Source organism: Aeromonas sp. 97A, assembly GCF_051919185.1.
GTDB classification, from domain to species: Bacteria; Pseudomonadota; Gammaproteobacteria; order Enterobacterales; family Aeromonadaceae; genus Aeromonas; species Aeromonas veronii.
The window spans coordinates 2,369,926-2,396,592 of record NZ_JBQBFF010000001.1; the positions used below are offsets into that span (position 1 = coordinate 2,369,926).

A 26,667-nucleotide genomic window follows, 5' to 3' on the forward strand; every position below is an offset into this window, starting at 1 on the left:
ATCTCAATCACCCCCTCTATTGCCCCCACCTCACCGGATAACAAGAAGATCAGACGATGCGCTATCACGCCCTGGCCCTCGATCTCGATGGCACCACCCTGACCAGTGCTCACACCATCATGCCGGCCATCAAAGAGGCCATTATGAGGATCAAGGAGCAGACCACCGTCATGCTGGTCACCGGCAGACACCACACGGCCGCCCACCCCTATCACCACGAATTGGGACTGACTACTCCCATCATCTGCTGTAACGGCACCTACGTTTACGACTACGACCGGCGCGCCGTGCTGGCAGAGAACGCCATTCCCCATGAACTGGCACAACGCTTTATCGCGCTGGCAAAGGAGCACCGGCTCAACCTCGTCATGTATGTCACTGACCGCATGGTCTACTCCGCTCATCAGCCGGTACGCTACGTGGCGGCCCTGCAGCAGTGGGCCAGCAGCTTTGCGCCGCCTATCCAGCCGCAGGTAGCCAGTGTTGACTCGTTTGAAGAGGAGTTGGCCAACAGCAGCCATGTCTGGAAGTTCGTGGCCGAGGGAGAGATCACCGCCATTCAGGCCTTCTCACATCACCCTTGGGTACGCGAACACTTCAGTGGTGAACAGTCCTGGGCCAATCGGGTTGATTTTGCCCGCCGTGGCAACAGCAAGGGATCGCGACTGCAGGAGTATCTGGACCAGCAAGGGATCAGCCCGGCGCGACTGGTCGCAATCGGCGACAACCACAACGACACCTCCATGCTCTGCCTCGCAGGGATGGGCATCGCCATGGCCAATGCTGAGCAGGAGGTCAAACAGATGGCCAACCGGGTCACCCGCGAGAGCAACGACGAGGGCGGGATCCTCGAGGTATTGAACCGCTATTTCCCTATCTGACTGCAGGAGCTTGTATGCACCACTTTGACCATGCCTTACGCCTCGGCCTTTATGAAAAAGCCATGCCCCCTACACTGGAGTGGCAAGAGAAAATTCTGTCGGCCAAGGAGCTTGGCTTTGATTTCATCGAGATATCCATTGATGAATCAGATGAAAAACTGCAACGGCTCGACTGGTCAGATAGCGAAATCTATCGGCTCAGACGACTGTGCGAGCAGCACAGCTTGCCGTTGCACTCCATGTGCCTGAGCGCCCATCGCCGCTTTCCGTTTGGTTCGCAGGATCCGGCCATCCGCGCACAGGCGGCCATCATCATGGAAAAAGCGATCAATCTGGCGTACAAGCTCGGCATTCGCTGCATCCAGCTGGCGGGCTACGACGTCTATTACGAACCGCAAAGCGACGATACCCACCGCCACTTCATCGACGGGATGAAGGCGGCAGCCAAAATGGCGGAACGGGCAGGCATCATGCTGGGTGTGGAGATCATGGATACCCCCTATCTCAACTCCCTCAGCAAATTCGAGGTGCTGAAAAAGCAGATCCCCTCCCCCTACTTCATGGCCTACCCGGATGTCGGCAATATCACCGGCTGGAACTATGACACCTGCACCGAGCTGCAATTGAGTGCGGACCATATCGTGCAGATCCACCTCAAAGACACCCGCAAGGTAACGGCCAATTGCAGCGGGCAGTTCCGTGATCTGGTCATTGGCGAAGGAGAGGTCGACTTTGCCGCCATTTTCCACACTCTGGCAAAAATCGGTTACCACGGCCCCCTGGTGCTGGAGATGTGGGCCAAGGATGAAGAGTGGGTCAGCAACCTGAAAAAGGCCAAGGCGCGACTGGTCGAACACGCTCGGCAAGCCGGTCTGGCGATCGCCTGAACGCCCGTTATCAGAAGAGTTAACAAGGTTGCTGTCATCGACACCTATGCGCGATATAATCACCACCCAATCAGATTCAATCATCATCAGGCATGATATGACAGAAGCACATCGCCATAACGCCATTTTGGAACTGCTCAATCAGAAACGTCATCTGTCGGTCAACAGCATAATGCAAGCCTTTGATATCTCTCCGGCCACCGCGCGCCGCGATATCAACAAGCTCAATGACTCCGGCAAGCTGCGCAAGGTGCGCAACGGGGCCGAAGCCCTGATGCAGGCCAGAAAGGCCCACTGGTCTCCGCTCGACAGCAATGAAAGCCTCACTCACAGCGAAAAGGTGCGCATCGCCCAGGCGGCAGCAGCCCTGATCAAACCGGGGGAAAGCGCGGTCATCAACTGTGGCTCCACCGCCTTCGTGCTGGGTCAGGAGATCTGCGGACAGGATGTTCAGGTCATCACCAACTACTTCCCGCTCGCCAACTACCTGATCGAGAATGACCATGACGGCGTGGTGATCATCGGCGGTCAATACAACAAGTCGCAATCCATCACCCTAGCACCGCAGGACGAGATCTCCTCCCTCTATGCCGGGCACTGGATGTTTACCAGCGGCAAGGGTGTCACCACAGATGGTCTCTACAAGATGGATATGCTGACCGCCATGGCGGAGCAGAAGATGCTCAACCACGTCGGCCGGCTGGTGGTACTGGCTGACAGCAGCAAGGTGGGACAACGGGCAGGCATGCTGTTTTGCGCCGCCAGCAAGATCGACATTCTGATCACCGGCAAGGATGCGGATAAAGAGGTCATCGAGCAGATCAAAGCCAAAAATGTGCAGGTCATTCTGGTCTAGGACATAAAGTGCCGGGGCGCTTTGTCGGCGCCTTCATTCAAGGCCATTTTCGGCCAGAAACCGCAGATACAAAAAAGCCCAAGCGGGTGACCGCTTGGGCTTTCTCTTTGAATATGGCGGAGGAGGTGGGATTTGAACCCACGGATGGTCGCCCATCGCCGGTTTTCAAGACCGGTGCATTCAGCCGCTCTGCCACCCCTCCGAACGGCGTGCATACTACGCTAAGCCCTTGTTCATATGCAATACATATTTCCTGTGGGATAGTGTGCGGGAGCAAAATGGCAGGTGGCTTGAAATTGTTCCTCGTCATCCCTATTTGTTCTACATACAATGCGTAAACATGCAGTAACAAACAGCGATCACGAGGCGGCTGCTCGCCGTCTCACCCGGACATCAAGAGGACACCCAAGATGGATACCCGTTCTATCTACACTGGCACCCAAAGTGCCGTACGCGATACCAACAAGGTACTGCGTAACACCTATATGCTGCTCTCCCTCACTCTGGGCTTCTCTGCCGTGGTGGCGGGGGTCGCTACCGTGATGAACATGCCGCCGCTGCACTGGGCCGTGTTCCTGATCGGTGTCTACGGTCTGATGTTCCTGACCGAGAAGAATCGCAACAACGGCATGGGGCTGGTCTTCACCTTCGCCCTGACCGGTCTGCTGGGCTATAGCCTGGGCCCCATCATCAACATGTACATGAACAATGGTGGTGGCGAGATCGTGATGACCGCCCTTGGCGGCACCGCGCTTACCTTCTTCGGTCTGTCGGCTTATGCCCTGACTACCAAGCGTGACCTCTCTTTCATTGGCGGCATGCTGTTCGTCGGTTTCTGGGTACTGCTGGTAGCCATGATTGCCAACATCTTCCTGCAGATGAGCGCCCTGAGCCTGGCTCTGTCCGCCATGTTCATGCTCTTCTCCTCCGGGGCCATCCTGCTGACTACCCAGCAGATCGTGCGCGGCGGCGAGACCAACTACATCTCTGCCACCGTCACCCTGTATGTCTCCATCTACAACATCTTCCTGAGCTTGCTGAGCCTGCTTGGCGGCAACCGCAACTAATCAGAAACCCCGCTTCGGCGGGGTTTTTATTGGCGCCGATTTTTGTCAGGATAAGTTGTAAATCAAGGATATGAAGCGAAGTGGCCCTGATTTGGATCAGGGCCACTTCGCGCTTGGCGGGTTACTATCTCGCTCTCGTTTCGATCAAGGGTTTCACCTGTCTCATGCCGATGGATCTCTCTGGCCTGCTGCGCCGACTGCTGACCGATAGTCACATCTACTTCGCCCTCAAGGTGCTGCTGGCCATTCTCGGTCTGCTCGCCTTCACCCTGGCCACCGGCAATATCCAGCTCACCGTGCTGCTCTCCCTCGGGGTCGTGGCGGGCGCCATCGCCGAAACCGATGACAGCCTGTGGGGGCGCCTCAAAAACCTCGCCATGACGCTGATTTGCTTCATGTTTGCGTCCCTGTGTGTGCAGTATCTCTACCCCACCCCCTGGCTGTTTGCCATCGGGCTTGCCAGCTCCACCTTTATCTTCGTGATGGTGGGGGCGCTCGGTGCCCGCTACGCCACCATCAGCTTCGGCTCGCTGCTGATCGCTATCTACACCATGCTGGGTGCCGCCAAGGCGCCGGATCTCTTCTACCAGCCGCTGGCCCTCGGCGCCGGCGCCCTCTGGTACGGGCTGGTCTCGTTTATCTGGCTCTGGCTGCTGCCCTACAAGACCCTGCACGAGCAGCTGGCCCAGAGCTACTTCGCCCTTGGCCGCTACCTGCTGGAAAAATCCCGCTTCTTCCCGGCAGACGAGCACGGCGCTCAGGCCATTCGCCACAATCTGGCCCAGCTCAACATCAATCTGGTGAGCGCGCTGACCCTCACCAAGTCGGCCCTCAACGCCCGCCTGAGCCGCCGCCATCCGGCGAGCCCGGAGCTGGCCAGCCTGCTGCGTCTCTACCTGCTGGCGCTGGAAATTCACGAGCGCGCCACCTCCAGCCACTACCCCTACAGCCGGCTGGAAGCGGAGCTCAAGCAGGGCATAGTGCTGGAAGGATTTCAGGAGGTGTTCCTGCAGCTCTCCGAGGCGTGCCAGCGGCTCGGTTACGCCATTCTGGTGCACAAGCCCTACGCTCACAACAAGCGCATTCACTGGACACTGGAAGCCCTTGGCGATCAGCTGGAGTTCACCAATCTCAAACAGCACTACCCGAAAACCCTGCTGACGCCGATGAAGTTCCTGCGCCGCAATCTGGCCAGCATCAACCAGCTGCTCGGCAGCGCCGAAGTGCTGCAAAACCCCGAGCAGCCGGAACAGGAGCTGCCCGCGCTGGCGCGCCCTCCCCGCCTGCCGCTGCTGACCCAGCTCAAGCAGCACCTCACCTTGCACTCCATGGTGTTTCGCCACGCGCTGCGCCTATCCTTGGGGCTGGTGATTGGCTACGGCATACTGCAAGCCTTTGATCTGGAAAAGGGCTACTGGATTTTGCTGACCGTGCTGTTTGTCTGCCAGCCCAGCTACAGCGCCACCCGCCGCCGACTGGTGCAGCGGATGCTCGGCACCTTCGCGGGTATTCTGGTGGGCATTCCGGTGCTCTGGCTCTTCCCCGAGCTGCACGTTCAGCTGGTGGTGATGGGGCTGGCCGCCTTCCTCTTCTTTACTCAGGTGCGCAACAACTACAGCGCCGCGGTCTGCTTTATCACCCTCTACGTGCTGATGGCCTTCAACCTGCTCGATGGCATCGGCTTTGCCATTCTCGGGCCGCGGCTGCTCGATACCCTGCTCGGCTGCCTGATCTCCTACGGGCTGGTGGCCTGGCTCTGGCCGGACTGGCAGTACAAACGGCTGCCGACCCTGATCGCCAATTCGCTCTCGGCCAACGCCCGCTACCTCTCGGCGGTGCTGGCGAGCCTCAAGCAGCAGCGGGACGAGTCCATCGACTATCGGGTGGCGCGCAAGAGCGCCCATCTGGCAGACAGCGAGCTGGCCACCGCCTGGCAGAGCATGCTGGTGGAGCCGCAAAAGCGCCGCCGCTTCCTCGATCTCTGCTTTACCCTCACCTGGCGCAACCACGCCCTGCTCTCCTACATCTCGGCGCTGGGGGCCCATCGCGACAAACTGGAGGCCATCAGCGGGCTGGATGAGGTGCGCCACCACATCTGCCACACCCTTGAGCAGGCCGCCGGTCATCTGGCGGGCAACCCCTCCAGCTCCATCGGGGGTCAGTGCCCGGTGATAAGTCCGGACAGCAGCGAGGAGCAGCTGATGCTGACCCAGCAGCTCAACCTGATCAGCGAGCTGGCGGATCAGCTGCTGCATCTGGCTAACGAGAGCCGGTTGCTCACCGGGGATCAAGGCGCTACCATGCCCGCCCAATCCTGATAGCCCCATTAGCGAGGAGCCCTCATGTCTGCGTCCGAAAAACATCAGCTGGAATTCAACGGCCAACTCATCGAGACCGATGCCAAGGGCTACCTGCTCAACAGCAACGACTGGAGCGAGGAGCTGGCGCTGGTGCTGGCCGCGCAGGAGGGGATCACACTTGAGGAGCCGCACTGGGAAGTGGTGCGCTTTGTGCGCGCCTTCTATCTGGAGTTCAACACCTCCCCCGCCATCCGCGCGCTGGTCAAGGCGATGGAGAAACAGTACGGCCCCGAGAAGGGCAACAGCCGCTACCTCTACAAGCTGTTCCCGGAAGGGCCCGCCAAGCAGGCGACCAAGATTGGCGGCCTGCCCAAACCGGTGAAGTGCATCTGATCCCATGCATCTCATCCCATAACAACGGGGGCTGCAACTGCGGCCCCCGTTGTGTTTGGTGCGCTATCTTCGCGCACCGTCCATTCATATCCCTCGCACAGACTCGGCCAGCCTTATCCCCGCTTGTCGGCCAGCGCCACCAGCTGCTCTGCCAGCCGGTGACCATGCAGGTAGGAGGCGATCAGCTCGCTATCCGCCTTGCCGATTTCAATCTGTTGATACCAGTGATCCAGCATGGCGGCAAAGCCGCGCTGGGCCAGTACCGGCTGCCAGTCGTTGGGGCTAAGCATCTGCGCCTGTTTGTCGCGGGCGATGATGCCGCGGGTGCAGTTCTCAAGGTGCAGGGAGAGATTGTCGCCATAGGCATCGATGCGCTCCTCGGTGATCCCGGCGCTGCGGTTCATGCTGCCGCTGATGGCGCGATCGCCGCTCTGCCAGCTGACGCTCACCCCGGCCAGCAGGCTGTTATCCTGCGCACAGGGGCGCAATACCGCATGGACCTCCCCATCCGGCACGCCGCCATAGAAGCAGAGGCTGTCGAGCACATGGATAAAGTCGTCAAACATAAAATCCCGCGCCTTGCCGGGCAGAGCGAAGCGGTGTTTCTGCCAGTTGAGCTCGGTGAGCGGCTGGGCCCGCGCCTCGGCCATGGCGGGCAGATAGCGGCGGTTAAAGCCGGTAAAGAGGGCGCAATCTTGCGCGATGGCGAGGTTGGCCAACGCCTCGGCTTCGGCCAGATTGTCGCACAGGGGCTTGTCGACAAAGGTGGGGATCCCTGCGCGCAGGCACTGCTCGGCCAGCTCGCGGTGAACGGCGGTCGCGGCGTGGATCATCACGGCGTCGGGGCGACTGGCCAGCAGGGCCGCCACATCGGTAAAGCACTCGGCGACCCGATACTGGCGGGCGAGCTTCTCCAGCACCGCTGGACTCCGGGTGCAGAGCAGCGGGGTGACCCGCTCGTCGCTCGCCAGCAGCGGCAGATAGGCTTTCTGGGCGATATCCCCCAGACCAATCATGGCAATGCGCATCTCAACTCCTTTTCACTCGATAACGGGACAAGCGGATAACTGCCCGCACCATCGCAGGATTTGTCCCGCAGATCCAGCCTGCCGTTAGCGCGTTGGCTGGTGGCGGCCGCTCTGTGCAAACGGCGGCGTTATCCGGGCATGGCAAGATCGCAGACTGACTTGATCACCTCGGCCAGCCACTCGATAGCGAGATTGCCCTGGCTTTTGCGATGCCTGCCGACCACCACCTCGAACTGCTGCGGCGCCCCGGCCAGCTCCAGTACGCGAAAATCGCCGAGGGCGGCGATGGCCGACGGAATGCAGGCCGCCACGTCATTGACCGACATAAAGGCTTGCAGCGAGGTGTAACAGGGGAGCGTCGCCACCGCCGCGCTGGCGACCTGCTGCGGGCTCATCTGCCCTTCGAAATTACCGACGCTGTTGGCGAACTGCACAAAGGGGATGGCCGCCAGATCCTGCGGGGCGTTGTCCGAAAGATATCGGGAGTCCTGGCGCAGCACACAGCAGTAGTGATCCCGGCGCAGGGTGGCGCGCAGCAACCCCGGGTCGAGATAGGCATCAAAACCAATCACCAGATCGACCTCGCCGCTGGCCAGTGCGTCCAGATGCAGCTCGGCCTGAAAGTCCACCACATCGAGCCGGATGGAGGGCGCCTGAGTACCCAGGGCGCTCGCCAGCCTTGGAATAATGGCGAGCTGGGCATATTCGTTGGCCATCACCCTGAAGGTACGCTGACTGCTGGCGGGATCGAAGGGGGTTGCCACAAAGACCCCGTCAATATCGGCCAGGATCTGCTCAAATCTGTCGGCCAGCTCGCAGGCGTAGTCGGTCGGCTGCAATCCGGCGCTCTGGCGGATAAACAGCTCGGCGGGAAAGAGATCTCGCAGCTTTTTCAGATGGCTGCTCACCCCCTGTTGGGAGATCTCCAGCTGCTCGGCCACCCGCGACACACTCTTGTATCTCACCAGCAGCACCAGCACCCGCATCTGCCTGATATCGATCTTCTCCACCCTTACCTCACTAATTAAAGTTATATCACATACAAACCACCCGTGATTTACATTGTATCAGTGGCTCTCTAACCTTGCAGCTCTTCCAGCAAAGCGAGGTTAACGATGAAAACTGTCATTCTGATTGGTGCTCAGGGGAAAATGGGGCAAGCCGCCCTCAGTGGTCTGGGCAAGCACAAGGTCATTACCGCCAGCCGATCCGGCGAGGGATGTGATTTTCAGGTGGATATCACCAGCAGAGAGTCTATCGAGCGGCTCTACCAAAACGTGGGTTCCTTCGATGCGGTGGTCAATACCGCAGGATTTTGCGAATACGCCCCCTTTGGCGAGATGAGCGACGAGCAGTGGCAAACCACCATCCAGAGCAAGCTGATGGGGCAGATCAATCTGGTCAATGTCGGCCTCAACTACATCAATCAGGGGGGCTCCTTCACCCTGATCTCCGGCATCCTCAATATCAAGCCGATCCCGCTGGCCATTGCCGATGCCACCACCAGCGGCGCCATCGATACCTTTGTCCAGTGCGTGGCCCACGAGCTGCCCCGTGGCATTCGCATCAATGTGGTCAACCCGACCGTACTGGAAGAGGCGTGGGACGTATATGGCGAGATGATGCCGGGCTTCCAGCCGGTGCCGGGTGCCTTGGTCGGCAAGGCGTTTGAGCGCTCCGTCGATGGCTTTATTAGCGGCCAGGTGCTCTATGTCGATGCCTGATCCGGTTCAGGTGTGACCCCAATGCCTTTGTAATTCCTTGTCGATGTTTTTCCTCTTCCCCGAAAGCTCTGCTCTCGGGGCTTTTTGCATAGAGGAACCGGAGTAGCGACAGAATATGATTTCATTTCGACGATAACCCACAGATTTATGTCATCCGAGTCACTGTCAGAGTGGCCTCGTTTGGCTTACTATGGCGCTCTTCTCCCTGTTACCGAGCAAAGGGACTATTTCAGGCTATTTGCCGGAATGGATTACCGCTGACCAACGCCCTGTTTGGCCGCAGCTTATTGGCGCGGCCACTATTGCCTGTGCGCTATCGGCACTTATAAAACGCGTTATTTATGGATGTATAACGATGAAATCATCAATTGCACTCAAAGCCTTGTCGCCCTATATATTCGCAATATTGTCAGTTGGGCTGATATCCAGCGGATATCATGCGCTGCCGATCTATTGCGGCCTGGCCATTGTCGTCTATCCGGTGCTGGTTGCCATGCTGGCGGACGAGTGGGAAAAACAGGGGCTGGTCTATCGCGAATCAACCCAGGTCGAGGTTGATGTCAATGTGCGCGGGATCCTTATCAAGGAGCAGAGACGACATCTGGAGAACCTCTATTTTGTCTCGCCGGACGTGATGCAGACCAAACTCACCAGCCTCGCCCGCCTCAAACTGCTGCTCTGCGGCGCCATGTTTGCCGTGTCACTCTATGAACTCGCGCAGCAGGCCGAGGCACAATTTGCCCTGCCCGCCGTCAATCTGATGGATATCAATCAGCTGGATATATGTGGCCTGATGCTCGGCCTTGGTGGGGTACTGTTTCTTGGCCACTGCGCGAGAAAAAGCCTCTCCCTCTACGGGACCTGTAGCCATAAAAACTATCTGGTGCAGAGTCATAACGAACCCGGCGTCCAGCTCTATAGCGCAGCCATTTCTACCAAAGCGGCAAACCTGCAAGTGACCCATACCCGCATGTTCGATGCCATATTGGCGTGGTATTAAGCAACCCTTAATTGGCAACCTTTAATTGCCCCCCCCTTTGGATCAAGATGGCGGGGCAGGAGGTAAGGCAATAGGGCACCATCCCAACAACGCTCACTGACCACTCAGCCGTGACCGGCGCAGTGGTTGGTTGAGCCTCTATTGCTCTCCCTGTAGCCATCCTCTATCCCCTCCCCTTGCTTACTGCTTTATCAGAAGTCATCAGCCTGTCATCTGGCTGACATCCCGCGGTCATTTTCAAGCCATAGAGTTTTTCACTTATTTTTCATATGGATAGATAAGGAACATCATGACTTTCCCGCGCTCTTCTTATGTGGCTGTGGCCGTCTCGCTGGTCTTGCTTGGCGGCTGCCAGTCAGAGAACGAATCGTCTGCCGACAGCCAGGGCAAAACCGCCTATCAATACAGCACCAAAGCGGTCTACAGCCCGCAGCAGCAGGCGGAGAGTTACGAGCCAGCGCCTCAGGGGTTCAGCCCGGTCTTTACCGAGATGGTGGCGCGCCACGGCTCGCGCTCCCTCTCCAGCCCGAAATATGACGTGCTGACCAAGCTGGTATGGGAAGAGGCGCAGCGTCAGGGGGCGCTCACCCCCCTCGGGCAGGGGCTGGGAGGCAAGGTCGATCTGGTGACGGCCGCCAACCAGAAACTGGGCTACGGCCTGCTCTCGGCGCTGGGCAAGGAGGAGCACGCCAACCTCGCTACCCGGCTGGCGGCGCGGCTGCCGACCCTGCTCAACAGCAGCGAGCCCCACTGCATCAAGGTGGTCACCTCGGGCAAGGACAGGGCCAACGAAAGCGCCTTCTACTTTATGGAGAGCCTCAAGCGCGACGTGAACTATGTCAGCGACTCGGCGCAGTGCTACCTCACGCAAGATGACCCCTCGAAGATCGACAAAAAGCTGGTCAACAAGTTCGAGCTCTACTTCCACAAGACCACGCCCGAGGGGGATTACGCCCGCTACCTGCCCGCCTATGAGAGCTACCAGCGCTTTATCGGTGACGAAGATGCCGGAATCGCTCCGGCCCCCGAGCTGGCCAGGGCGCTGGATCAGCTTAAAAACCTGAGCAAGACCAAAGAGATGGCCCGCAGCATGCTGGAGCGTATCTACAGCAAGGGCTTTGTCGACTATCTGGCGGGCGGCGTCGAGTTTGTCGCCGTCAACCCGGAAGATGGCGGCATGACCTATGTGCGCGACGAAGTGGATGCCGCCCTGATGCTCTACAACCTCTTTATCATCGGCCCCGGCATGATCCGCGAAGCGCAGGCACAGGGCAGCGAACCCTGGGCGCTGGAGCAGTTCCTCACCCCGGAGGAGTCTGCCTGGTTCTCCTACCTCTCCGATGCGGAAGATTTCTACGAAAAGGGGCCGAGCTTTGCCAACCAGAATGCCCCCTACGCCATTGCCCAGCCGCTGCTCGACGGCCTGTTTGACGAGGTGCAGCGTCAGGTGGTGGAGGGCGAGCAGAGCCGACTGGCCACCCTGCGCTTTGCCCATGCCGAAGCCATTATCCCCCTCGCCGCCCTGATGAAGCTGGAAGGGAGCCGTCAGGGAGCCAGCGCGGATCAGCTGTTCAGCCAGCAGAACAACGAGTGGCGCGGCGGCTGGGTCTCCCCCTATACCGCCAATATTCAGTGGGATATCTATCAGAACGGGCAGCGGCAGGTGCTGGTCAAGATGCTCTACAACGAAAAGGAGATCGCCTTTAAAACGGGCTGCCAGCCCTACCAAAGCGGCAGCCACTACTACGACTTCGAGGAGCTCAAGCGCTGCTACAGCTATAACGGCTAACCCTTCGCACGCTTTATATGACAATGACAAGGGCGACCAGCAGGTCGCCCCAATTCACTCCCTTCCCTGCTTGCCAAAGCGGGATATGGCTACAAAGCCGCCTTCCGGCTCCATTTGCTGATCAAGCTCAAAAAATGATTAATTTCTGATAGTTGAGTCACTTTAAGGCTCGCATCGGCAGTTTCGTTTGGCTTACAGTGGCTATCTGGAACCTATTGAACTGCGATGGGTTGCTGCCAGCGCAGGTCTAGGGAGCATATTGGAAGCTGTAATCCACGGGCGGTAGCATTTGTCTGGCTTAATATTCAGCCGCAAATATGCAAAACAATCAATATTTGGCTCCAATTCAAGCAGATTAAATTACTGCTAAAGCTGCTCTAATAATAATTAAATATGCTTTTCGATAAAAATTTTATTTTACACCGCTCAATATAAAATTTCATTTTCGAAATTGCTCTCAGAGAGCAATTTTATCAATTTAAAAAGAGGCCAAAAAAATGAAAGCAAGTGAGTTACTAAGAGACAAAGGTGAACTTTCACACAAATTGAGAACCATCAATGATATAGTGAGACATATTGGTACTCGAGAGGATAAGACTGCTAACTATAGTGTCCTATTGGGTGCAGGAGCCTCTGTCACCTCGGGTATATCATCTGCTGTCGAATTAATTGACACATGGCTAATTGAGCTATATGAACGTTTTAATTCTCGTCAAGAAACAGACATAACCAAAGCGAGACAATACTTTGAGAAGGAACATGCTAGTTGGTATAATCCAGCCAATCCTTACTCGTCACTATTTGAGAAAAAATATGATCTTCCATCTCAACGCCGGAGATTTGTTGAGAGCCAAGTAGATAAGAAACTACCATCTATAGGCTATGCATATCTAACTTCGTTAGTAGATGACCTATATTTCAATTCCATATTTACCACAAACTTTGATGATTTAATTAACGAAGCATTCTATCAATTTTCAAATCAAAGGCCAATTTTGTGTGCTCACGACTCATCAATACATTCAGTGTCCATTGCATCTAAAAGACCTAAAATTATTAAACTCCATGGTGACTATTTATTTGATGATATTAAAAGCACTTTGAGAGAAACTGAATCATTAGAACAAAATACAAAAGAAAAATTAATAGAGTTTTGCAAAGAGTATGGTCTTATAGTCGTTGGTTACTCAGGGCGAGACCGCTCAATCATGGATGTATTAGACTTTATATCAAAGCAAGAAAATTATCTTAAAAATGGCGTGTACTGGTGCTTAAGGCCTGATGATGAAGTTCCACACGCACTAAGAAACCTACTATGGAAAGAAAAAATCTATCCGGTTATTATTGATGGCTTTGATTCTCTCTTTGCTGAATTACATGAAAAGCTATCTAGCAAGCCTCTAGGAATAGAGGTAAATATTAAGCACTCCAAGCTTCAAAACACTATAAATAGTATCATAGAAGACAAACACAACTTATCGTCAAACCAGATAATTTTATCGCAAATAAATAAACTTAAATCAAGTCGAGAGTCTCATGACTTTTCTTCATTTTTCAACTCAATAATAAAAGATGGTGAAGATGCACTAAAAATAAGCCCCGCAGAACTAAAGAACATACTTCAAATTGAGGCTCTAATATCAAGCAAAGAGTATAATATTGCATATGAACTTTGCTTTGATTTTTACCAAAAAACTCTCAGTAAAAAAAGCAAGTCCCATTATATAACAAAATTAATAAATATATCTGAATTAATGGAGCAACCGACACAAAAACTATTCTGGGCTGATAAGTTAATTGAGCTTGATACAAATAACATTGGCTATCACTTGGCTAAAGTAGATGCATTATCATCAGCAAAAGAAAAAGCAAAATATCTCTCAGAACTATTAATTCAGTATGAATGCAGTTGTGATATATATAATTCACTAGTAAAGTCTAGAGTTGAGATGTTCAAAACTGAACCAAACTCGCATAAATTTGACTACACAACATTACTTGGTTATACAGATAAAAGCCTTTCATTAGACCCGAGTCTTTCAAATGAAGCATGGAATCTGAAAATAACCGTATACTTGTTAGCAAAAGAAATGATTGACTTGTCCATTGAATGTATACGAGAAATTGATGAAAAACTGGATAAGCATCTAGAAAAAGCTAAATCAACCAATCCTGAGCACACCAATTATTTTAGACTTAAAAATCGAGTAATTACAACAGATTATAACCCTGAATCACTTAGACTGTTCACTTCTGAACTATACAACACATTTAAGAAATCATCATTTCCAAAGAGATCATCAATAAACAACATCATAGATAACTGTCTACAAAACAGTATGAGAAATGATAGCTTCAATATGAAAGATGTCATTGATATTTACGACGAGTTTTATAACAATCACATAGGCGAAGATGATTACAAAGAACATCCAAATATAGCTTTATCCAAATTAAGATTAGAACTTTGCAATAAATACTTTGATAAAGATTCTATAAAAACAAGATTCGATGATATTTTATCCTGCACTGACGCCTTCAAAAATATTGATGATGCCATATCAATTTCAGCAAGTCTTGACAATTTCATGCTTGAACGTATTGAGGACATTGCAAAAAACAATAAAGAACGGCTAAGCGATGCTTACTACTATGAATCAATGTCAGAAATTCATACAGCAAGAAAAGAATTTTCTTTAGCGATTAAAGCTCTCGATGAAGCTTATAAAAATGGTATGTCCGTTGACTCATATCTGACCCATCATTCATATTTATTATTGTGTAGCCAACAATACGAGGATGTTATTTCATTAAACAACAACTATCCAAACATATTAAAGGCAAAAGGGTTTGAGGGATTTTCAATAAATTATTATTTTGCAGCGAAGCAATTAAAAACAAAATCTGTAGACAAGGTTTATCTAAGAAACTTAACCACAACATCTCAAAGCAGAGATATTAGAATTTGCGCGTTTTGCATACTTGACAATGATCGGGATGCTCAGAGATTAATATGCGAAGCTATAGACAGGAATTATCTAACAATATACTCATATCTACGATGGCCGATTATCCCGAATAAATTTATAACTCAGAATATATTTCATAAAGAGGATCAAGAGTTATGTTTGGCTTGATTTTAAACTCATAAATACAATTAGAGTCCACTTCATATAAGATTGCTTTATCCCTATTAATTGTAAAAAGGCGACCATCCGGTCGCCTTTTTTATTTCTATCGTTTTCCAATCAGAACTCTCACCGAGCCGGTCGCTTGGCGCCATTCCCTTTAGCCGCAGGCTTGCCACCCTGAGTAGCGGGTTTGGCGCCCGGCTTGGCAGAGCCAGCGCGGGTCGGGGTTTTACCCTTATGGGCGGGTTTTCCGGCAGGTTTACCCTGACCAGTGCCCTGCGCGGCGGGCTTGCCGTTGCCCGAGCCTTTCTGGAGCTGAGAGCCGACCGGTTTGCCATTGCCCACCTTGCCGCCATTTCTGCTGGTTGACGGGGCATTGCCTGCTCCAGTCTCGCTGCGGGCGGCCTTGTTGCCTGCGCCATTGCCGCGCTGATGGGCAATGTTACTGTGGCGAGTCAGGGCCGGTTTCATGCCCTTGCCGCTGGCGGCGCGCTCGTTGCGCCCTTCCGGCGGCACCAGACAACCCGGGCCATTGCCAATCAGGTGGCCCTTGCCCATGGCGAGCAATGCTTCGCGGATCATCGGCCAGCCAGCGGGATCGTGGTAGCGCAGCAGTGCCTTGTGCAGGCGGCGACGGCGCTCGCCCTTGGCGACAAAGACATCGCCACCGGTGCGGCTCACCTTGTTTAACGGATTTTTCTCCGTGTAATACATGGTGGTGGCGTTGGCGAGCGGCGACGGGTAGAAGTTCTGCACCTGATCGAGCTTGAAGCGGTTCTCTTTGACCCAGAGCGCCAGATTGATCATGTCTTCATCGGTGGTGCCCGGGTGGGCGGAGATGAAGTAGGGGATCAGGTACTGCTGCTTGCCCGCCTCTTTGGAGTATTTGTCGAACAGCTCCTTGAACTGGTAGTAGCTGCCCATGCCCGGCTTCATCATCTTGGAGAGCGGCCCCTCCTCGGTGTGTTCTGGCGCGATCTTGAGGTAGCCGCCGACGTGGTACTTGGCCAGCTCCTTGATATAGCGGGGATCTTCCACCGCGATATCGTAGCGCACGCCGGAAGCGATGAGGATCTTCTTGATCCCCTTGAGGTCGCGCGCCTTGCGATAGAGGTTGATGGTCGGGCTGTGGTCGGTGTCCATATGCGGGCAGATGGTGGGCCAGACACAGGAGGCGCGACGGCAGGTCTGCTCGGCCTTGGGGCTCTTGCAGCGCAGCTTGTACATGTTGGCGGTAGGGCCGCCCAGATCCGAGATGACACCGGTAAAGCCCGGCACCTTGTCGCGGATATCTTCGATTTCTTTGAGGATCGACTCTTCCGAGCGGCTCTGGATGATGCGCCCTTCGTGCTCGGTGATGGAGCAGAAGGAGCAGCCGCCAAAGCAGCCGCGCATGATGTTGACCGAGGTCTTGATCATCTCGAAGGCGGGGATCTTCTCGTTGCCATAGGCCGGGTGCGGCACCCGCTGGTAGGGCAGGCCGAATACGCCGTCCATCTCCTCGGTTTCCAGCGGGAAGGCGGGCGGGTTGACCCAGACGATGCGATCGCCGTGAGCCTGTGACAGGGCGCGAGCGCAGCCGGGGTTGGTCTCGTGGTGCAGAATGCGCGAGGCGTGGGCGTAGAGCACCTTGTCCTCTTTCACACGCTCGAACGCCGGCAGCTTCACATAGGTTTTTTCCCACGGCTTGGGCTTGGGCGGCTGCACCAACACGGGTTGGGCTTCCTGCGCGGCAGGTGCCGTTTCGCTGGCGTCATCCGAGCATGGGGCCCCTTCCATATAGGGGTTCATGATGGGATCGATACGGCCAATCTGGTCGAGCTTGCTCGAATCCACCCCTTTCCAGCCCGGCAGTGGCTCCTTGCGGATGACGGCGGTGCCGCGAATATCCTGCATGGTGTCGATGCTCTCCCCCGCCGCGATGCGGTGGGCCACTTCCACCAGCGGCCGCTCGGCGTTGCCGTAGATGAGGATATCGGCCTTGGCATCGAGCAGGATGGAGCGGCGGATGGTCTCGGACCAGTAGTCGTAGTGGGCGATACGGCGCAGCGACGCCTCGATACCGCCGATGACCACCGGCACCTCTTTGAAGGCTTCTTTACAGCGCTGGGTATAGACCAGAGTCGCGCGATCCGGCCGCTTGCCGCCCACATCCCCCGGGGTGTAGGCGTCGTCGTGGCGCAGCTTTTTGTCGGAGGTGTAGCGGTTGATCATGGAGTCCATGTTGCCCGCGGTCACCCCGAAGAAGAGGTTCGGTTTGCCCAGACGCATAAAGTCATCCTTCGATGACCAGTCCGGCTGGGCGATGATGCCGACCCGAAAGCCCTGCGCCTCAAGCATGCGGCCGATGACCGCCATGCCGAAGCTCGGGTGATCCACGTAAGCATCCCCAGTCACCAGAATGACATCGCAGCTGTCCCAACCGAGCTTGTCCATCTCTTTGCGGGACATGGGCAGGAAGGGCGCCGTGCCGTAGCACTCGGCCCAATAGCGGGGATAGGAGAAAAGGTTGGGTACCGGCTGCATTTTAACCACCTGGAACAATTCGGGTCGCGCATTATACCGGTTGCGGCCAAGGGGAGCGATGGCTTTTTGTCCCTATAGATCCCGCGGAATAGGCCGCCGCCCGCAATAGCAAGGGCGCCCGCAGGCGCCCTTGTGATGATGAGGCTGATAACTGGCCCCGCTTGAGCGCGCAGGTCAGGGTTCAGACCAAGGCACTGATCAGGGCGCCGGAGGGTGCGACTCCCCTGCCCCCCTGGCGGCCAGCGCTTCGTCTACCTGCTGATCCCGCGCCCCTGTCATGCCGGCATGGCGGGCGATCAGATGGTAGATGGCGGGCACCACCAGCAGGGTCACCAGGGTTGCCAATGACAACCCGAAGAAGACCACAGTCCCCACCGCCATCCGGCTCTCGTAGCCTGCTCCCATGGAGAGCATCAGCGGCACCGCACCGATAATGGCGGTGAGCGAGGTCATCAGGATGGGGCGCAAGCGGCGCACCGAGCCTGCGATGATCGCCTCCTCGAACCCTTCACCCCGCTGGCGCAGCTGGTTGATGAACTCGACGATCAGGATGCCGTTCTTGGTCACCATGCCGATCAGCATGATCATGCCGATCTGGCTGTAGATGCTCATCTCCTGCCCCGTCAGCCAGAGGCCAAGCAGGCCGCCGAAGATGCCGAGCGGCACCGTCACCATCACCACCGCCGGGGTCAGGGTGCTCTCGAACTGGGCCACCAGCACCAGATAGACCACCAGCAGGGCGAGGCCAAAGACCAGCACCATCTCCCCCTGATTGTCGCGGTAATCCTTGGAATCACCGGCGTAATCCACCGTCATGCCGGTGGGCAGGTTGGCGTTGGCCCAACCATCGAGGAAATCGAGGGCCTCACCCAGGGTGTGGTCGGGGTGCACATCGGCGGTCAGGGTAATCGCTTTTTGCCGCTGGTAGTGGTTGAGGCGGTTGGCGGTCGCCACCTGCTTGACGGTGGCCAGAGTCGAGAGACTGACCATCTCGCCGTTGGCGGCCTTCAGGTAGATGCGACCGAGATCCGAGATGCCGTTGAACTCGGTCTGGTTGCCGCGCAGGTAGACGTCATACTCCTCCCCCCTGTCCACATAGGTGGTCTTGCTCGCCCCGCCCAGCAGGGTCTGCAAGCTGTTGGCCACGGTGGAGACCGGAATGCCGAGCTGGCTGGCGCTGTCGCGATTGATGGTCACCTGCAGCTCGGGGGTCTTCTCGGCGTAGTCGAGATCCGGGCTCAGCATCAGGCCGCAGCCCTGCGCTGCCTGTTGCAGCGCCAACCCTTGCTGGTAGAGCTCGGCATAGTCGTTACCCTGCAGCACGAACTGCACCGGTGCGGTGGAGCCGCCGCGGAAACCGGGCTGGAAGGTGCGGATCATCACATCGGGAATGCCGGAGAGCTTGGCAGCCAGCGAGCGGGAGAACTCGGTGGCAGTGACGTCGCGCTCGGCCCAGTCGGTGAGCTGGATGATCACCATACCGGTCTGATCGCCGCCACGGCCAAAGGCGGGGGTACTGAAGCTCAGCGCCTGCACCACCCCTTTGCCCAGCATCGGCATGATGGCGGACTCCACCTGCTGCATGTTGCGCTTCATCCGCTCGATGCTGGTCCCCTCTGCCCCCTTGACGAAGACATAGATGAGCACCGCGATCCTCGGTCGGGGTAAGGCTGGTCGGCAGCTGGGTAAAGAGGGCACCGATACCGCCCAGACAGAGCAGCAGCACCAGCGGCGTCCAGCGGGAGCGGCGCAGCACCCACGCCAGCAGGTGGCGATAGTGCCCCTCCAGCCAGCCGAGCCCGCGATCGAGCCCGGCGGTGAGCCGGTTCGGTTTATCGAGCGGACGCATCAGCCAGGAGCCCATGGCCGGGGTCAGGGTCAGCGCCACCAGCGAGGAGCAGAGCACCGCAAGCGAGAGCAGGATGGCAAACTCGGTAAAGAGCCGCCCCACCATGCCATCCATAAAGGCGATGGGGACGAACACCATCACCAGCACGGCGGTGGTGGCGATGACCGCAAAGCCCACTTCGCGGGTGCCGTGCCAGGCGGCCAGCAGCGGCGGTTCACCCCGCTGCAGATGGTGGTGGATGTTCTCCACCACCACGATAGCGTCATCCACCACCAGGCCGATGGCGAGAATAAGGGCCAGCAGGGTGATGAGGTTGATGGAAAAGCCGAAATACCAGGCGCCGATAAAGGCAGAGATGAGCGACACCGGCACCGTAATGGCTGGAATGAACGTGGTGCGCCCCTGCCCGAGGAACAGATAGAGCACCGCCACCACCAGCACGGCGCAGATGGCCAGGGTCTCGTACACCTCGTCGATGGCCTGCTTGATAAAGATGGTGGAGTCGTAATCCACCTCGAGCTTGGCCCCCTCCGGCAGGAAGCGCTGCATCTCGCCGAGTTTCTTCTCGATCCCCTGTGCCACTGCCAGCGGGTTGGCGGTGGACTGGGCGACGATGCCGATACCCAGACTCTCTTTGCCGTTGCGCTGATAGGCGCTGTCTTCGTTCTTGGCTCCCACTTCCACGTCGGCGATATCGGCCAGATAGACGCTCTGGCCGTTGGCGGCGGTGGTGACTTGCAGTTGCTGGAAATCGTCCGCTGTGTGGTATAGCCGGGCGATCTGCACTGCCATGGTCATGGAGTTGTTGCGGATCTCGCCCCCCGGCAGCTCGATATTCTCCCGCTTGAGGGCATCTTCCACATCGCTCACCGTGATGCCACGGGCCGCCATATCCGCAGGGCGCAGCCGTACATACATCACCTGGGTGAGATCGCCGGAGAGCGCCACTTCGCTCACCCCGTCCACCAGACTCAGGGGGTCGACCAGCACCCGGTTGGCGTAGTCGGTCATGGCGGTGCGATCCATCTGGCTGCTGCTGAAGTTGAGCCAGATCGCCACATCGCCGTTGCCGCTGTCCTTGGTCACCAGCGGCTCGTCCACATCATCGGGCAGCCGTGGCCGTGCGCGGGAAAGGGCATCGCGCACATCGGAGATCCCCTCCACCATGTTCCAGCCGAGCTTGAACTCGACCGTGATCATCGAGCGCCCCTTGCGGGTCATGGAGTTGATGTTCTTGATGCCGCTGATGCCGGAGAGCTGATCCTCGATGGGCTTGGTGACCTGACTCTCCATCACCGAGGGGGCAGCCCCCTCATAGGTGGTGGTGATGGAGACCGAGGGGATCTGCACATCGGGCATCTCCCGCACCGTCAATTTGCTGAACGCGACCAGACCAAACACGGTGAGCAGGGCGCTGAGCACCACCGCCACCAGCGGGCGGCGAACTGAGATATCGGAGAACCACATCAGCCGTTCACCTCGGCCAGATCACGCACCTGCACCCCATCACGCAGATTGACCAGCCCCTCGACCACGATGCGGTCGCCGACTTTGAGCCCCTCGGTGACCCAGACGGTCTCCCCTTCGGTCTCGCCTAGCACTACAGGCACCCGCTTGACCCGGCCATCGGCCTCGAGACGGTAAACAAAGCGCTGCTCACCGGCATACTCTACCGACTGGGCAGGGATCAGGGTGAGCTGCTGGGCAGGCAGCGCCAGCTCCACATTGAGCAGCATGCCCGGGCGCAACTGGCCGTTGCCATTGGGGATCATCACCCGCGCCTTGATGTTCTGGGTATCGTTGGAAATGCGGCTGTCGAGGGTGGTCAGGGTGCCGTTGAATTGCTGATCCGGCCAGGCGGTACTGGTGGCGGTAACCGCCATGCCCGGTCGCAGCAGGGAGAGGTAACGCTCCGGCACCGCCAGATCGAGGCGCAGTTTGTCGAGCTCATCCAGATGCAACAGGGTATCGCCGCTGTTGACCAGCGCCCCTTCGCTCAAGTCAATCAGGCTCACGGTACCGGCAAAGGGCGCCTGCAGGGTACGCAGGGAGAGCTCGTAGCGGGCAGCATCGAGGCGTGCCTGCACCTGGGCCACGGTGGCCTCCTGCCCCTCCAGCTCGGATTGGGTCACGGCGCCACGGGCCACCAGCTTGCGCATATCACTCAGCTTGCGGTTCTCGTCGCGCAGACTGGCGCTCTGCTCGGCCAGCTCCGCCTGCTGCTTGCCCGCATCGAGTGCGATCAGGGTCTCCCCCTTCGCCACGCTCTGGCCAGATTGCACCGCAATCTTGACGATGCGACCGGTCACTTCGGGGCTGATGATGACGGAGCGATTGGCTGCCAGCTTGCCCACCAGCTTGAGGGTCGGCTCGGCCAGACTCTGTTTGACGGTTTGAGTGCGGATATTGACCTGTCTGGTCGGTGCTTTGGAGGCGGGTTCGCTGTGACGCAGCGCCCAGACGCCGGCAACCACGATTAGAAGAAGGCCCAAGCCGAGCCAGATACGCATTTTCATCGAACAGTCCATGAAGAGTGAGAGGGAAAATCCAGATTGGGGCCATTTTAGCCCCAGACTATGCCGTGACTATGTATAAATGTGACAAAACGTAACAAGAGCGGGATAAGCTCACTCTGTTTCAGGTCGCGCCGTTTGTTTTCACGCCACATCGCATACACTAACGACAATTTCCTTCGCAACCCGACTGACTGCCTATGCCCAAAATGTCTGACCACCGCTTTCTCACACGCCTGACCTGGCTCCTGTTTGCCGTGGTCATCCTGCTGATTGGTCTGACCTTGCGGCAAAGCCTGAAACAGATAGAACGCCTCTACCAGAGCGATACCCTCAACAGCGCCATCTACCTGCGAGATCGGTTCAAACAGACCGAAGTGTTTCTGGAGGCGATGCGCGGGCAGGCCGAAGAGCGACTGCGCAGCGACCCCCAGTCGGTGCTCACCCGCCAGCTCTATGGCCATATCGAGGCACTGCCAGAGGGGCTGGCCCTCGACAAGCTCCCCGGGGATTTACCGGCCGGACTGGCGGGCAACCTCACCGGTGACGGCCCGCTGCCGCCCCCCGGCAGTGCGCGGGAAGCGCAACTTCATTTGGCCCTGAGCCTCTCGCCCTTGCTGGCCACTGCCAGCCAGCGCCTAGGCAGCGAGATCGCCTGGGCCTACTTCACCGGCGTGGACAACTTTATCTACCTCTATCCCTGGATCCCCTCCAGCCAATTTCGTTTTGCCCGCAGCATCTATGACAAGCACTACTGGCAGGATGCGCTGATGTCACCCAACCCAAGCCGGGACACCATTCTCTCCCGCCCCTACGAAGATTTTGCCGGACTGGGCACCATGGTCACCATGTCCCAGCCTCTCTACAAGGAAGGCTCGCTGGTAGGGATGATCAGCATGGACATCCTGCTCTCACGCTTGCAATCGCAGCTCAATCAATTGGCGCCGGCGCTGGGTGAGTATCTGCTGCTCAATCAGTACCATCAGGTGCTGGCCAGCAGCGCGCGCCAACCCGTGGTGCCGCAAGACCCCGAGCCGACCGACGAATACCAGTGGCAACAAGGGGCATTGCAGCTGACCATGGCAATCCCAGATACCCCGTTGCGACTGGTGCACAACGTCACCCTGCTGCCGCTGGTGTGGGCCATGCTCTGCCAGTCCACGCCGACCCTGCTCGCCATCCTCTTTATGCTGCTGGCCGCCCTCTCCAACCTGAGATCCCACCGCCTCAACCAGCGGCTCAATTACCTCTCCTGCCACGATGCCCTCACCGGCGCCTTCAACCGCCACTATCTGGTGCTACTGGAACAGGCGGGAGAGCTGTCCCGGTTGCAAGCGGGGATCCTAATGTTCGATGCGGATCACTTCAAACGGGTCAATGACAACTTCGGCCATGCCGTCGGCGACATCGTGCTGATCCGGCTGGTGCAGATCTGCCAGCAACAGCTTAGACCCACAGATCACCTGATCCGCTGGGGGGGCGAAGAGTTTCTGCTGCTGATTGGCCGCGCTGATGCAACGCAGCTCGGCGAGCTGGCGGAGCGGCTGAGAAAGGCGGTGGCGGATCACGACTGGGCCGCCATCGAACCCGGGCTGGAAGTCACCATCAGCCTCGGCTATCTGCCCCACCAGGAGAACCTTCCCCTGCACGAAGCGGTGCGCCGCGCCGATGTGGCGCTCTATCAGGCCAAGGCCAACGGTCGCAACCGCAGCGAAAGATGGCAGGGTGACGCCTCCTGACTCTCGGAGTAAGCTGACCCCTCAACCCCTTTTTGGAGGACTGTCGTGCCACGTAAACCCCGCGTAGGGCTCGCTCTCGGGAGCGGCGCCGCCAGAGGATGGGCCCATATCGGCGTCATCCGCGCCCTTGAACGTCTCGGCATCAAACCGGATTTGATCGCTGGCTGCTCCATCGGCAGCTTTGTCGGTGCCGCCTATGCCGCCGGTGAACTGGATCGACTGGAAACCTGGGTGCGCGGCTTTACCCGCCTGCAGGTGGTCAGCCTGCTCGACCCGGCCCTCTCCGGCGGTCTGTTTCGCGGCGAAAAGGTATTTGGCCTTGCCGCCAGCCATCTGGGGGACCCCGATCTCGAGAATCTGCCCATCCCCTTCGCCTGCATCGCCACCGAACTCGATACCGGCCGCGAGATCTGGCTGCAACAGGGCCCGCTGCGCCAGTCGGTGCGCGCCTCCTGCGGCATGCCGGGGATCCTCACCCCGACCCGGATCAACGACCGCTGGCTGGTCGATGGCGCCGTGGTCAATCCGGTGCCCATCTCGCTGGCCCGCGCCATGGGGGCCGAGGTGGTGATTGCGGTCAACCTCAACACCGATATGCACCAACCCTGGACCGACGAGCCGGATCAACCCGGCAGCGGCGGCCTGCTCAGCCAGTGGCTCAATCGCGGTGAATCCGCGCCAGCCACCCCGGGTCTGTGGAGCGTGATGAGTGGCTCCATCAACATCATGCAGGAGCGGATCACCCGCGCCCGGATGGCCGGTGACCCGCCGGAGATCCAGCTCTGCCCGCGCCTGGGCAGCTTCTCCATCATGGATTTTCATCGCGCCAACGATGCCATCAACGAGGGGGAAGCCTGTGTCGAGCGCAATCTCGATCAGCTCAAGGATGAACTGGGCCGCCTCGGGTTGCTGGGCAGTTAGTTGTCGACATGCTGTGGTTTACACATGAAAAAAGCGCCATTCGGCGCTTTTTTTCAACTCACTTACCCGGTCACTCCTTACGGTAGAAGAGCAACCCGAGCAGAATCACCCCCACAGAGACCAGCAGATAGAGCCCCAGACTGGGATTGGTGATACCGCCATACAGAATGATGAGCGCGCCCAGGGTGGCACAGGTCGGGATCACAAACCGCTTTATCCAGCCCAACTCGGTAAAGGTGCGCATGTACCAGACATAGAGGAACAGATAGAGGCCATAAATCAGCACGATCGGCATCTCGTCCAGGGCGATGTAACGACCGAATGTCTCGTTGATGCTGCAGTACCACAGCACTGAGTAGATCACCGACAACAAGGCTGCCGCGAGGGCCGAGTTGATTGGCATGTGGTGATGCGGTTCGATACGGCTCATCCACTTGGGGGCAGGCCCCTGATTGCGGATCGCCAGCGAGTAGGGAATGCGCATGGTCGCCAACACCAGACCATTGAGGGTGCCGAGGCAGGAGATAATCACGAACACGGTCAAAATGGTCGAGGCAGTCCCGCCAAACAGGCTGGTTGTCGCGAGATTTACCGCGTTATCCCCTTGCGCCACTATCTCGTCCGTCGGCAAGACGCTGGCGATCCCCAGAAAATAGGTGACATAGACCACAAAGACTATCAGGGTGCCAATCACCAGCGCTCTGGGCAGATTCTTCTTGGAATCGCGAATTTCGCTGTTGATGGTCACGGCGGCGATCCACCCCTCATAAGCGAAGGCGGTGGCAACCACAGCCGTGGCCAGAGTGCCTCCGGTGCTTCCTATCCCATCCATTGCCTGCACAAAGTTGGTCACGGTGACACCATTGAGCAAGCCTGAAATGGTGCCCACAATGGCAACCAGGATCAGCGGGATCAACTTGATCAGGGTAGAACCCACTTGCAGCTTGCCCGCCAGGACCGGGGTGTAGAAGTTGATCAGATAGGTGACCGTCATATAGACAGCCGCCAGTATCCAGGTCGCACCAGAGTTGGTCGGATTATCACTACCGAGCAAGATCATGGTGTACAGAGCAGCGACCCAGGCAAGGATGGCGGAAAGAGGGGCGTAATAGAGTACGCCTTTAAACCACCCCACCAGATAACCAAACATTTTGCCGTATGCCGCTTCGGCATAATCGACGATACCGTTGGACTTTTCGATCCGCTGGGCAAACTCGGCAAACACCAGCGCGCCGAAGATCATCGAAAATGCCCCCAGCGCCCATGCCAGCAGCGCAATGGCCAGATTACCGCCAGTCAGACGCAGTACATCATCGGCCTTGAAGAAGACACCGGAGCCGATCACCACGCCGACTACCATCGCAATGGCAGTCATCAGGCCATAGCGTTTATCCAACTCGTTACTGCTCATACCCATACTCCATACGATTGCTCATATCATCCTGAATGTAATAGTGTTCGGGTGGCCAGATACCACCAGGGGCCCACTTTTCGGGGCCGCTTATTCTCGTTGGCCTGCATGGATAATTCAAAGCGCGTTAGATCAAAATATCGATCGGCGACCCAAAAAAAATACCGCCCGAAGGCGGCATTTCTATTCACATCGATGATCACGCCTTGGCGAGGTCATCCGGGCCAATCTGGCCGATTTCGGCGACTTTCTTGTCTGCCAGCAGCCAGAGGGTGAACTTGTGCAGATCCGGGTGGTGCGCCAGGGCAACCAGGAAGGCGCCCCCAACTTCACGGTAACCCAGCTCGTAGTTTTTCAGCGTGGTGGGAGGAACACCCAGCAAATCTGCAAACTTCGGACGGCTCAAACCGACCGCTTCACGGATCTGACGGATCTTCTTGCCAACAGTGACGATATTTGAATTCATAATGTTCCATACTCCGTTTGGCGGATTTACTCCGCCTTTTATTTTTCGCGACGACTCGTAGTCAAGTGTATCAGTTTTGTTCGGACTCGTTATGGTCGAGCCTCTATCTTATGAGCGCCTTTCGGCGACAACCCTTGCCTTCAAGGGGGGATGGTAATCGCTCAGCCGCCTCAGGTAAACAGTCTC

The 26,667-nt window shown here is 57.1% G+C and carries 18 protein-coding genes, 1 tRNA gene and 1 pseudogene; 12 read left to right on the top strand and 8 right to left on the bottom strand.

Annotation, left to right across the window (positions count from 1 at the left end):
* Window positions 1-56: 56 nt before the first annotated feature.
* The 3 genes from ACTG27_RS10505 (at window position 57) to ulaR (ending at window position 2,624) form a co-directional block, all read left to right on the top strand.
* Window positions 57-881, top strand: a complete 825-nt coding sequence (locus ACTG27_RS10505) for a Cof-type HAD-IIB family hydrolase (protein ID WP_439979637.1) — start codon at window positions 57-59, stop codon at window positions 879-881.
* Between the two features lie 14 nt (window positions 882-895).
* A complete protein-coding gene (locus ACTG27_RS10510) occupies window positions 896-1,768 on the top strand; it encodes an L-ribulose-5-phosphate 3-epimerase (protein WP_439979638.1) in 873 nt (290 codons plus the stop codon).
* A 97-nt stretch (window positions 1,769-1,865) separates the two neighbouring features.
* Complete coding sequence (gene ulaR, locus ACTG27_RS10515) at window positions 1,866-2,624, top strand: HTH-type transcriptional regulator UlaR (RefSeq protein ID WP_439979639.1); 759 nt, start codon at window positions 1,866-1,868, stop codon at window positions 2,622-2,624.
* A 114-nt stretch (window positions 2,625-2,738) separates the two neighbouring features.
* Here ulaR and ACTG27_RS10520 read toward each other — a convergent pair.
* Window positions 2,739-2,826, bottom strand: a tRNA-Ser gene (locus ACTG27_RS10520).
* Between the two features lie 208 nt (window positions 2,827-3,034).
* Between ACTG27_RS10520 and ACTG27_RS10525 the strand changes: the two genes are divergently transcribed.
* The 3 genes from ACTG27_RS10525 to ACTG27_RS10535 all read left to right on the top strand — a co-directional run bounded on the left by ACTG27_RS10525 (window position 3,035) and on the right by ACTG27_RS10535 (window position 6,384).
* On the top strand, window positions 3,035-3,691 hold the full coding sequence (locus tag ACTG27_RS10525; protein ID WP_005338308.1) for a Bax inhibitor-1/YccA family protein: 657 nt from the start codon (window positions 3,035-3,037) through the stop codon (window positions 3,689-3,691).
* A 164-nt stretch (window positions 3,692-3,855) separates the two neighbouring features.
* Window positions 3,856-6,009 carry a YccS family putative transporter gene (yccS, locus tag ACTG27_RS10530; protein ID WP_108571638.1) on the top strand — a complete coding sequence of 718 codons (2,154 nt, stop codon included), beginning with the start codon at window positions 3,856-3,858 and terminating at the stop codon, window positions 6,007-6,009.
* Between the two features lie 24 nt (window positions 6,010-6,033).
* A complete protein-coding gene (locus tag ACTG27_RS10535; RefSeq protein WP_019446869.1) occupies window positions 6,034-6,384 on the top strand; it encodes a TusE/DsrC/DsvC family sulfur relay protein in 351 nt (116 codons plus the stop codon).
* Window positions 6,385-6,497: 113 nt separating this feature from the next.
* Here the strand turns inward: ACTG27_RS10535 and ACTG27_RS10540 are convergent, their stop codons facing one another.
* The gene (locus ACTG27_RS10540; protein WP_439979640.1) at window positions 6,498-7,412 is read right to left on the bottom strand and encodes a Gfo/Idh/MocA family protein; all 915 of its coding nucleotides are present in this window, start codon (window positions 7,410-7,412) and stop codon (window positions 6,498-6,500) included.
* Between the two features lie 128 nt (window positions 7,413-7,540).
* Window positions 7,541-8,422, bottom strand: a complete 882-nt coding sequence (locus ACTG27_RS10545) for a LysR family transcriptional regulator (RefSeq protein ID WP_439979641.1) — start codon at window positions 8,420-8,422, stop codon at window positions 7,541-7,543.
* Window positions 8,423-8,527: 105 nt separating this feature from the next.
* Here ACTG27_RS10545 and ACTG27_RS10550 point away from each other — a divergent pair, with 105 nt between their 5' ends.
* The 4 genes from ACTG27_RS10550 to ACTG27_RS10565 all read left to right on the top strand — a co-directional run bounded on the left by ACTG27_RS10550 (window position 8,528) and on the right by ACTG27_RS10565 (window position 15,062).
* Entirely contained in the window at window positions 8,528-9,136 is a 609-nt protein-coding gene (locus ACTG27_RS10550; protein WP_021229106.1) for a short chain dehydrogenase, read from the top strand.
* A gap of 355 nt (window positions 9,137-9,491) precedes the next feature.
* Window positions 9,492-10,136, top strand: a complete 645-nt coding sequence (locus ACTG27_RS10555) for a hypothetical protein (RefSeq protein WP_439979642.1) — start codon at window positions 9,492-9,494, stop codon at window positions 10,134-10,136.
* A 289-nt stretch (window positions 10,137-10,425) separates the two neighbouring features.
* Entirely contained in the window at window positions 10,426-11,925 is a 1,500-nt protein-coding gene (locus ACTG27_RS10560; RefSeq protein ID WP_439979643.1) for a histidine-type phosphatase, read from the top strand.
* Window positions 11,926-12,422: 497 nt separating this feature from the next.
* Window positions 12,423-15,062, top strand: a complete 2,640-nt coding sequence (locus ACTG27_RS10565; RefSeq protein ID WP_421332282.1) for an SIR2 family protein — start codon at window positions 12,423-12,425, stop codon at window positions 15,060-15,062.
* 120 nt (window positions 15,063-15,182) lie between these two features.
* On the opposite strand, the gene ACTG27_RS10570 is transcribed toward ACTG27_RS10565, so the two are convergent.
* The 3 genes and pseudogenes from ACTG27_RS10570 to ACTG27_RS10580 all read right to left on the bottom strand — a co-directional run bounded on the left by ACTG27_RS10570 (window position 15,183) and on the right by ACTG27_RS10580 (window position 21,947).
* Window positions 15,183-17,582 (bottom strand): YgiQ family radical SAM protein, encoded by a 2,400-nt coding sequence (locus ACTG27_RS10570; RefSeq protein ID WP_439979644.1) that lies wholly within the window; start codon window positions 17,580-17,582, stop codon window positions 15,183-15,185.
* A gap of 198 nt (window positions 17,583-17,780) precedes the next feature.
* Window positions 17,781-20,898 (bottom strand): annotated as a pseudogene (locus ACTG27_RS10575) (efflux RND transporter permease subunit).
* Window positions 20,898-21,947, bottom strand: coding sequence for an efflux RND transporter periplasmic adaptor subunit (locus ACTG27_RS10580; protein WP_439979645.1), 1,050 nt, complete (start codon window positions 21,945-21,947; stop codon window positions 20,898-20,900). Before ACTG27_RS10580 ends, ACTG27_RS10575 begins: the two are co-directional and overlap by 1 nt.
* 197 nt (window positions 21,948-22,144) lie before the next feature.
* Between ACTG27_RS10580 and ACTG27_RS10585 the strand changes: the two genes are divergently transcribed.
* Together ACTG27_RS10585 and ACTG27_RS10590 are read left to right on the top strand one after the other, a co-directional pair.
* Window positions 22,145-23,683, top strand: a complete 1,539-nt coding sequence (locus ACTG27_RS10585) for a sensor domain-containing diguanylate cyclase (protein ID WP_439979646.1) — start codon at window positions 22,145-22,147, stop codon at window positions 23,681-23,683.
* A 45-nt stretch (window positions 23,684-23,728) separates the two neighbouring features.
* The gene (locus tag ACTG27_RS10590) at window positions 23,729-24,604 is read left to right on the top strand and encodes a patatin-like phospholipase family protein (protein WP_110302698.1); all 876 of its coding nucleotides are present in this window, start codon (window positions 23,729-23,731) and stop codon (window positions 24,602-24,604) included.
* A 70-nt stretch (window positions 24,605-24,674) separates the two neighbouring features.
* Here ACTG27_RS10590 and ACTG27_RS10595 read toward each other — a convergent pair whose 3' ends face one another.
* Both ACTG27_RS10595 and ACTG27_RS10600 read right to left on the bottom strand, forming a co-directional pair.
* Window positions 24,675-26,015, bottom strand: coding sequence for an APC family permease (locus ACTG27_RS10595; RefSeq protein WP_005338365.1), 1,341 nt, complete (start codon window positions 26,013-26,015; stop codon window positions 24,675-24,677).
* 199 nt (window positions 26,016-26,214) lie between these two features.
* The gene (locus ACTG27_RS10600) at window positions 26,215-26,481 is read right to left on the bottom strand and encodes a helix-turn-helix domain-containing protein (RefSeq protein ID WP_005338367.1); all 267 of its coding nucleotides are present in this window, start codon (window positions 26,479-26,481) and stop codon (window positions 26,215-26,217) included.
* Window positions 26,482-26,667 lie beyond the last annotated feature (186 nt).

Bases quoted from the DNA above. Each gene is read 5' to 3' on its own strand.
- ACTG27_RS10540 (WP_439979640.1), bottom strand. From the start codon at position 7,412: ATGCGCATTGCCATGATTGGTCTGGGGGATATCGCCCAGAAAGCCTAT.
- ACTG27_RS10525 (WP_005338308.1), top strand. From the start codon at position 3,035: ATGGATACCCGTTCTATCTACACTGGCACCCAAAGTGCCGTACGCGAT.
- ACTG27_RS10595 (WP_005338365.1), bottom strand. From the start codon at position 26,015: ATGAGCAGTAACGAGTTGGATAAACGCTATGGCCTGATGACTGCCATT.
- ACTG27_RS10555 (WP_439979642.1), top strand. From the start codon at position 9,492: ATGAAATCATCAATTGCACTCAAAGCCTTGTCGCCCTATATATTCGCA.
- ACTG27_RS10550 (WP_021229106.1), top strand. From the start codon at position 8,528: ATGAAAACTGTCATTCTGATTGGTGCTCAGGGGAAAATGGGGCAAGCC.
- ACTG27_RS10505 (WP_439979637.1), top strand. From the start codon at position 57: ATGCGCTATCACGCCCTGGCCCTCGATCTCGATGGCACCACCCTGACC.
- ACTG27_RS10535 (WP_019446869.1), top strand. From the start codon at position 6,034: ATGTCTGCGTCCGAAAAACATCAGCTGGAATTCAACGGCCAACTCATC.
- ACTG27_RS10510 (WP_439979638.1), top strand. From the start codon at position 896: ATGCACCACTTTGACCATGCCTTACGCCTCGGCCTTTATGAAAAAGCC.
- ACTG27_RS10570 (WP_439979644.1), bottom strand. From the start codon at position 17,582: ATGCAGCCGGTACCCAACCTTTTCTCCTATCCCCGCTATTGGGCCGAG.
- ACTG27_RS10560 (WP_439979643.1), top strand. From the start codon at position 10,426: ATGACTTTCCCGCGCTCTTCTTATGTGGCTGTGGCCGTCTCGCTGGTC.
- ACTG27_RS10585 (WP_439979646.1), top strand. From the start codon at position 22,145: ATGCCCAAAATGTCTGACCACCGCTTTCTCACACGCCTGACCTGGCTC.
- ACTG27_RS10565 (WP_421332282.1), top strand. From the start codon at position 12,423: ATGAAAGCAAGTGAGTTACTAAGAGACAAAGGTGAACTTTCACACAAA.
- ulaR (WP_439979639.1), top strand. From the start codon at position 1,866: ATGACAGAAGCACATCGCCATAACGCCATTTTGGAACTGCTCAATCAG.
- ACTG27_RS10600 (WP_005338367.1), bottom strand. From the start codon at position 26,481: ATGAATTCAAATATCGTCACTGTTGGCAAGAAGATCCGTCAGATCCGT.
- yccS (WP_108571638.1), top strand. From the start codon at position 3,856: ATGCCGATGGATCTCTCTGGCCTGCTGCGCCGACTGCTGACCGATAGT.
- ACTG27_RS10580 (WP_439979645.1), bottom strand. From the start codon at position 21,947: ATGAAAATGCGTATCTGGCTCGGCTTGGGCCTTCTTCTAATCGTGGTT.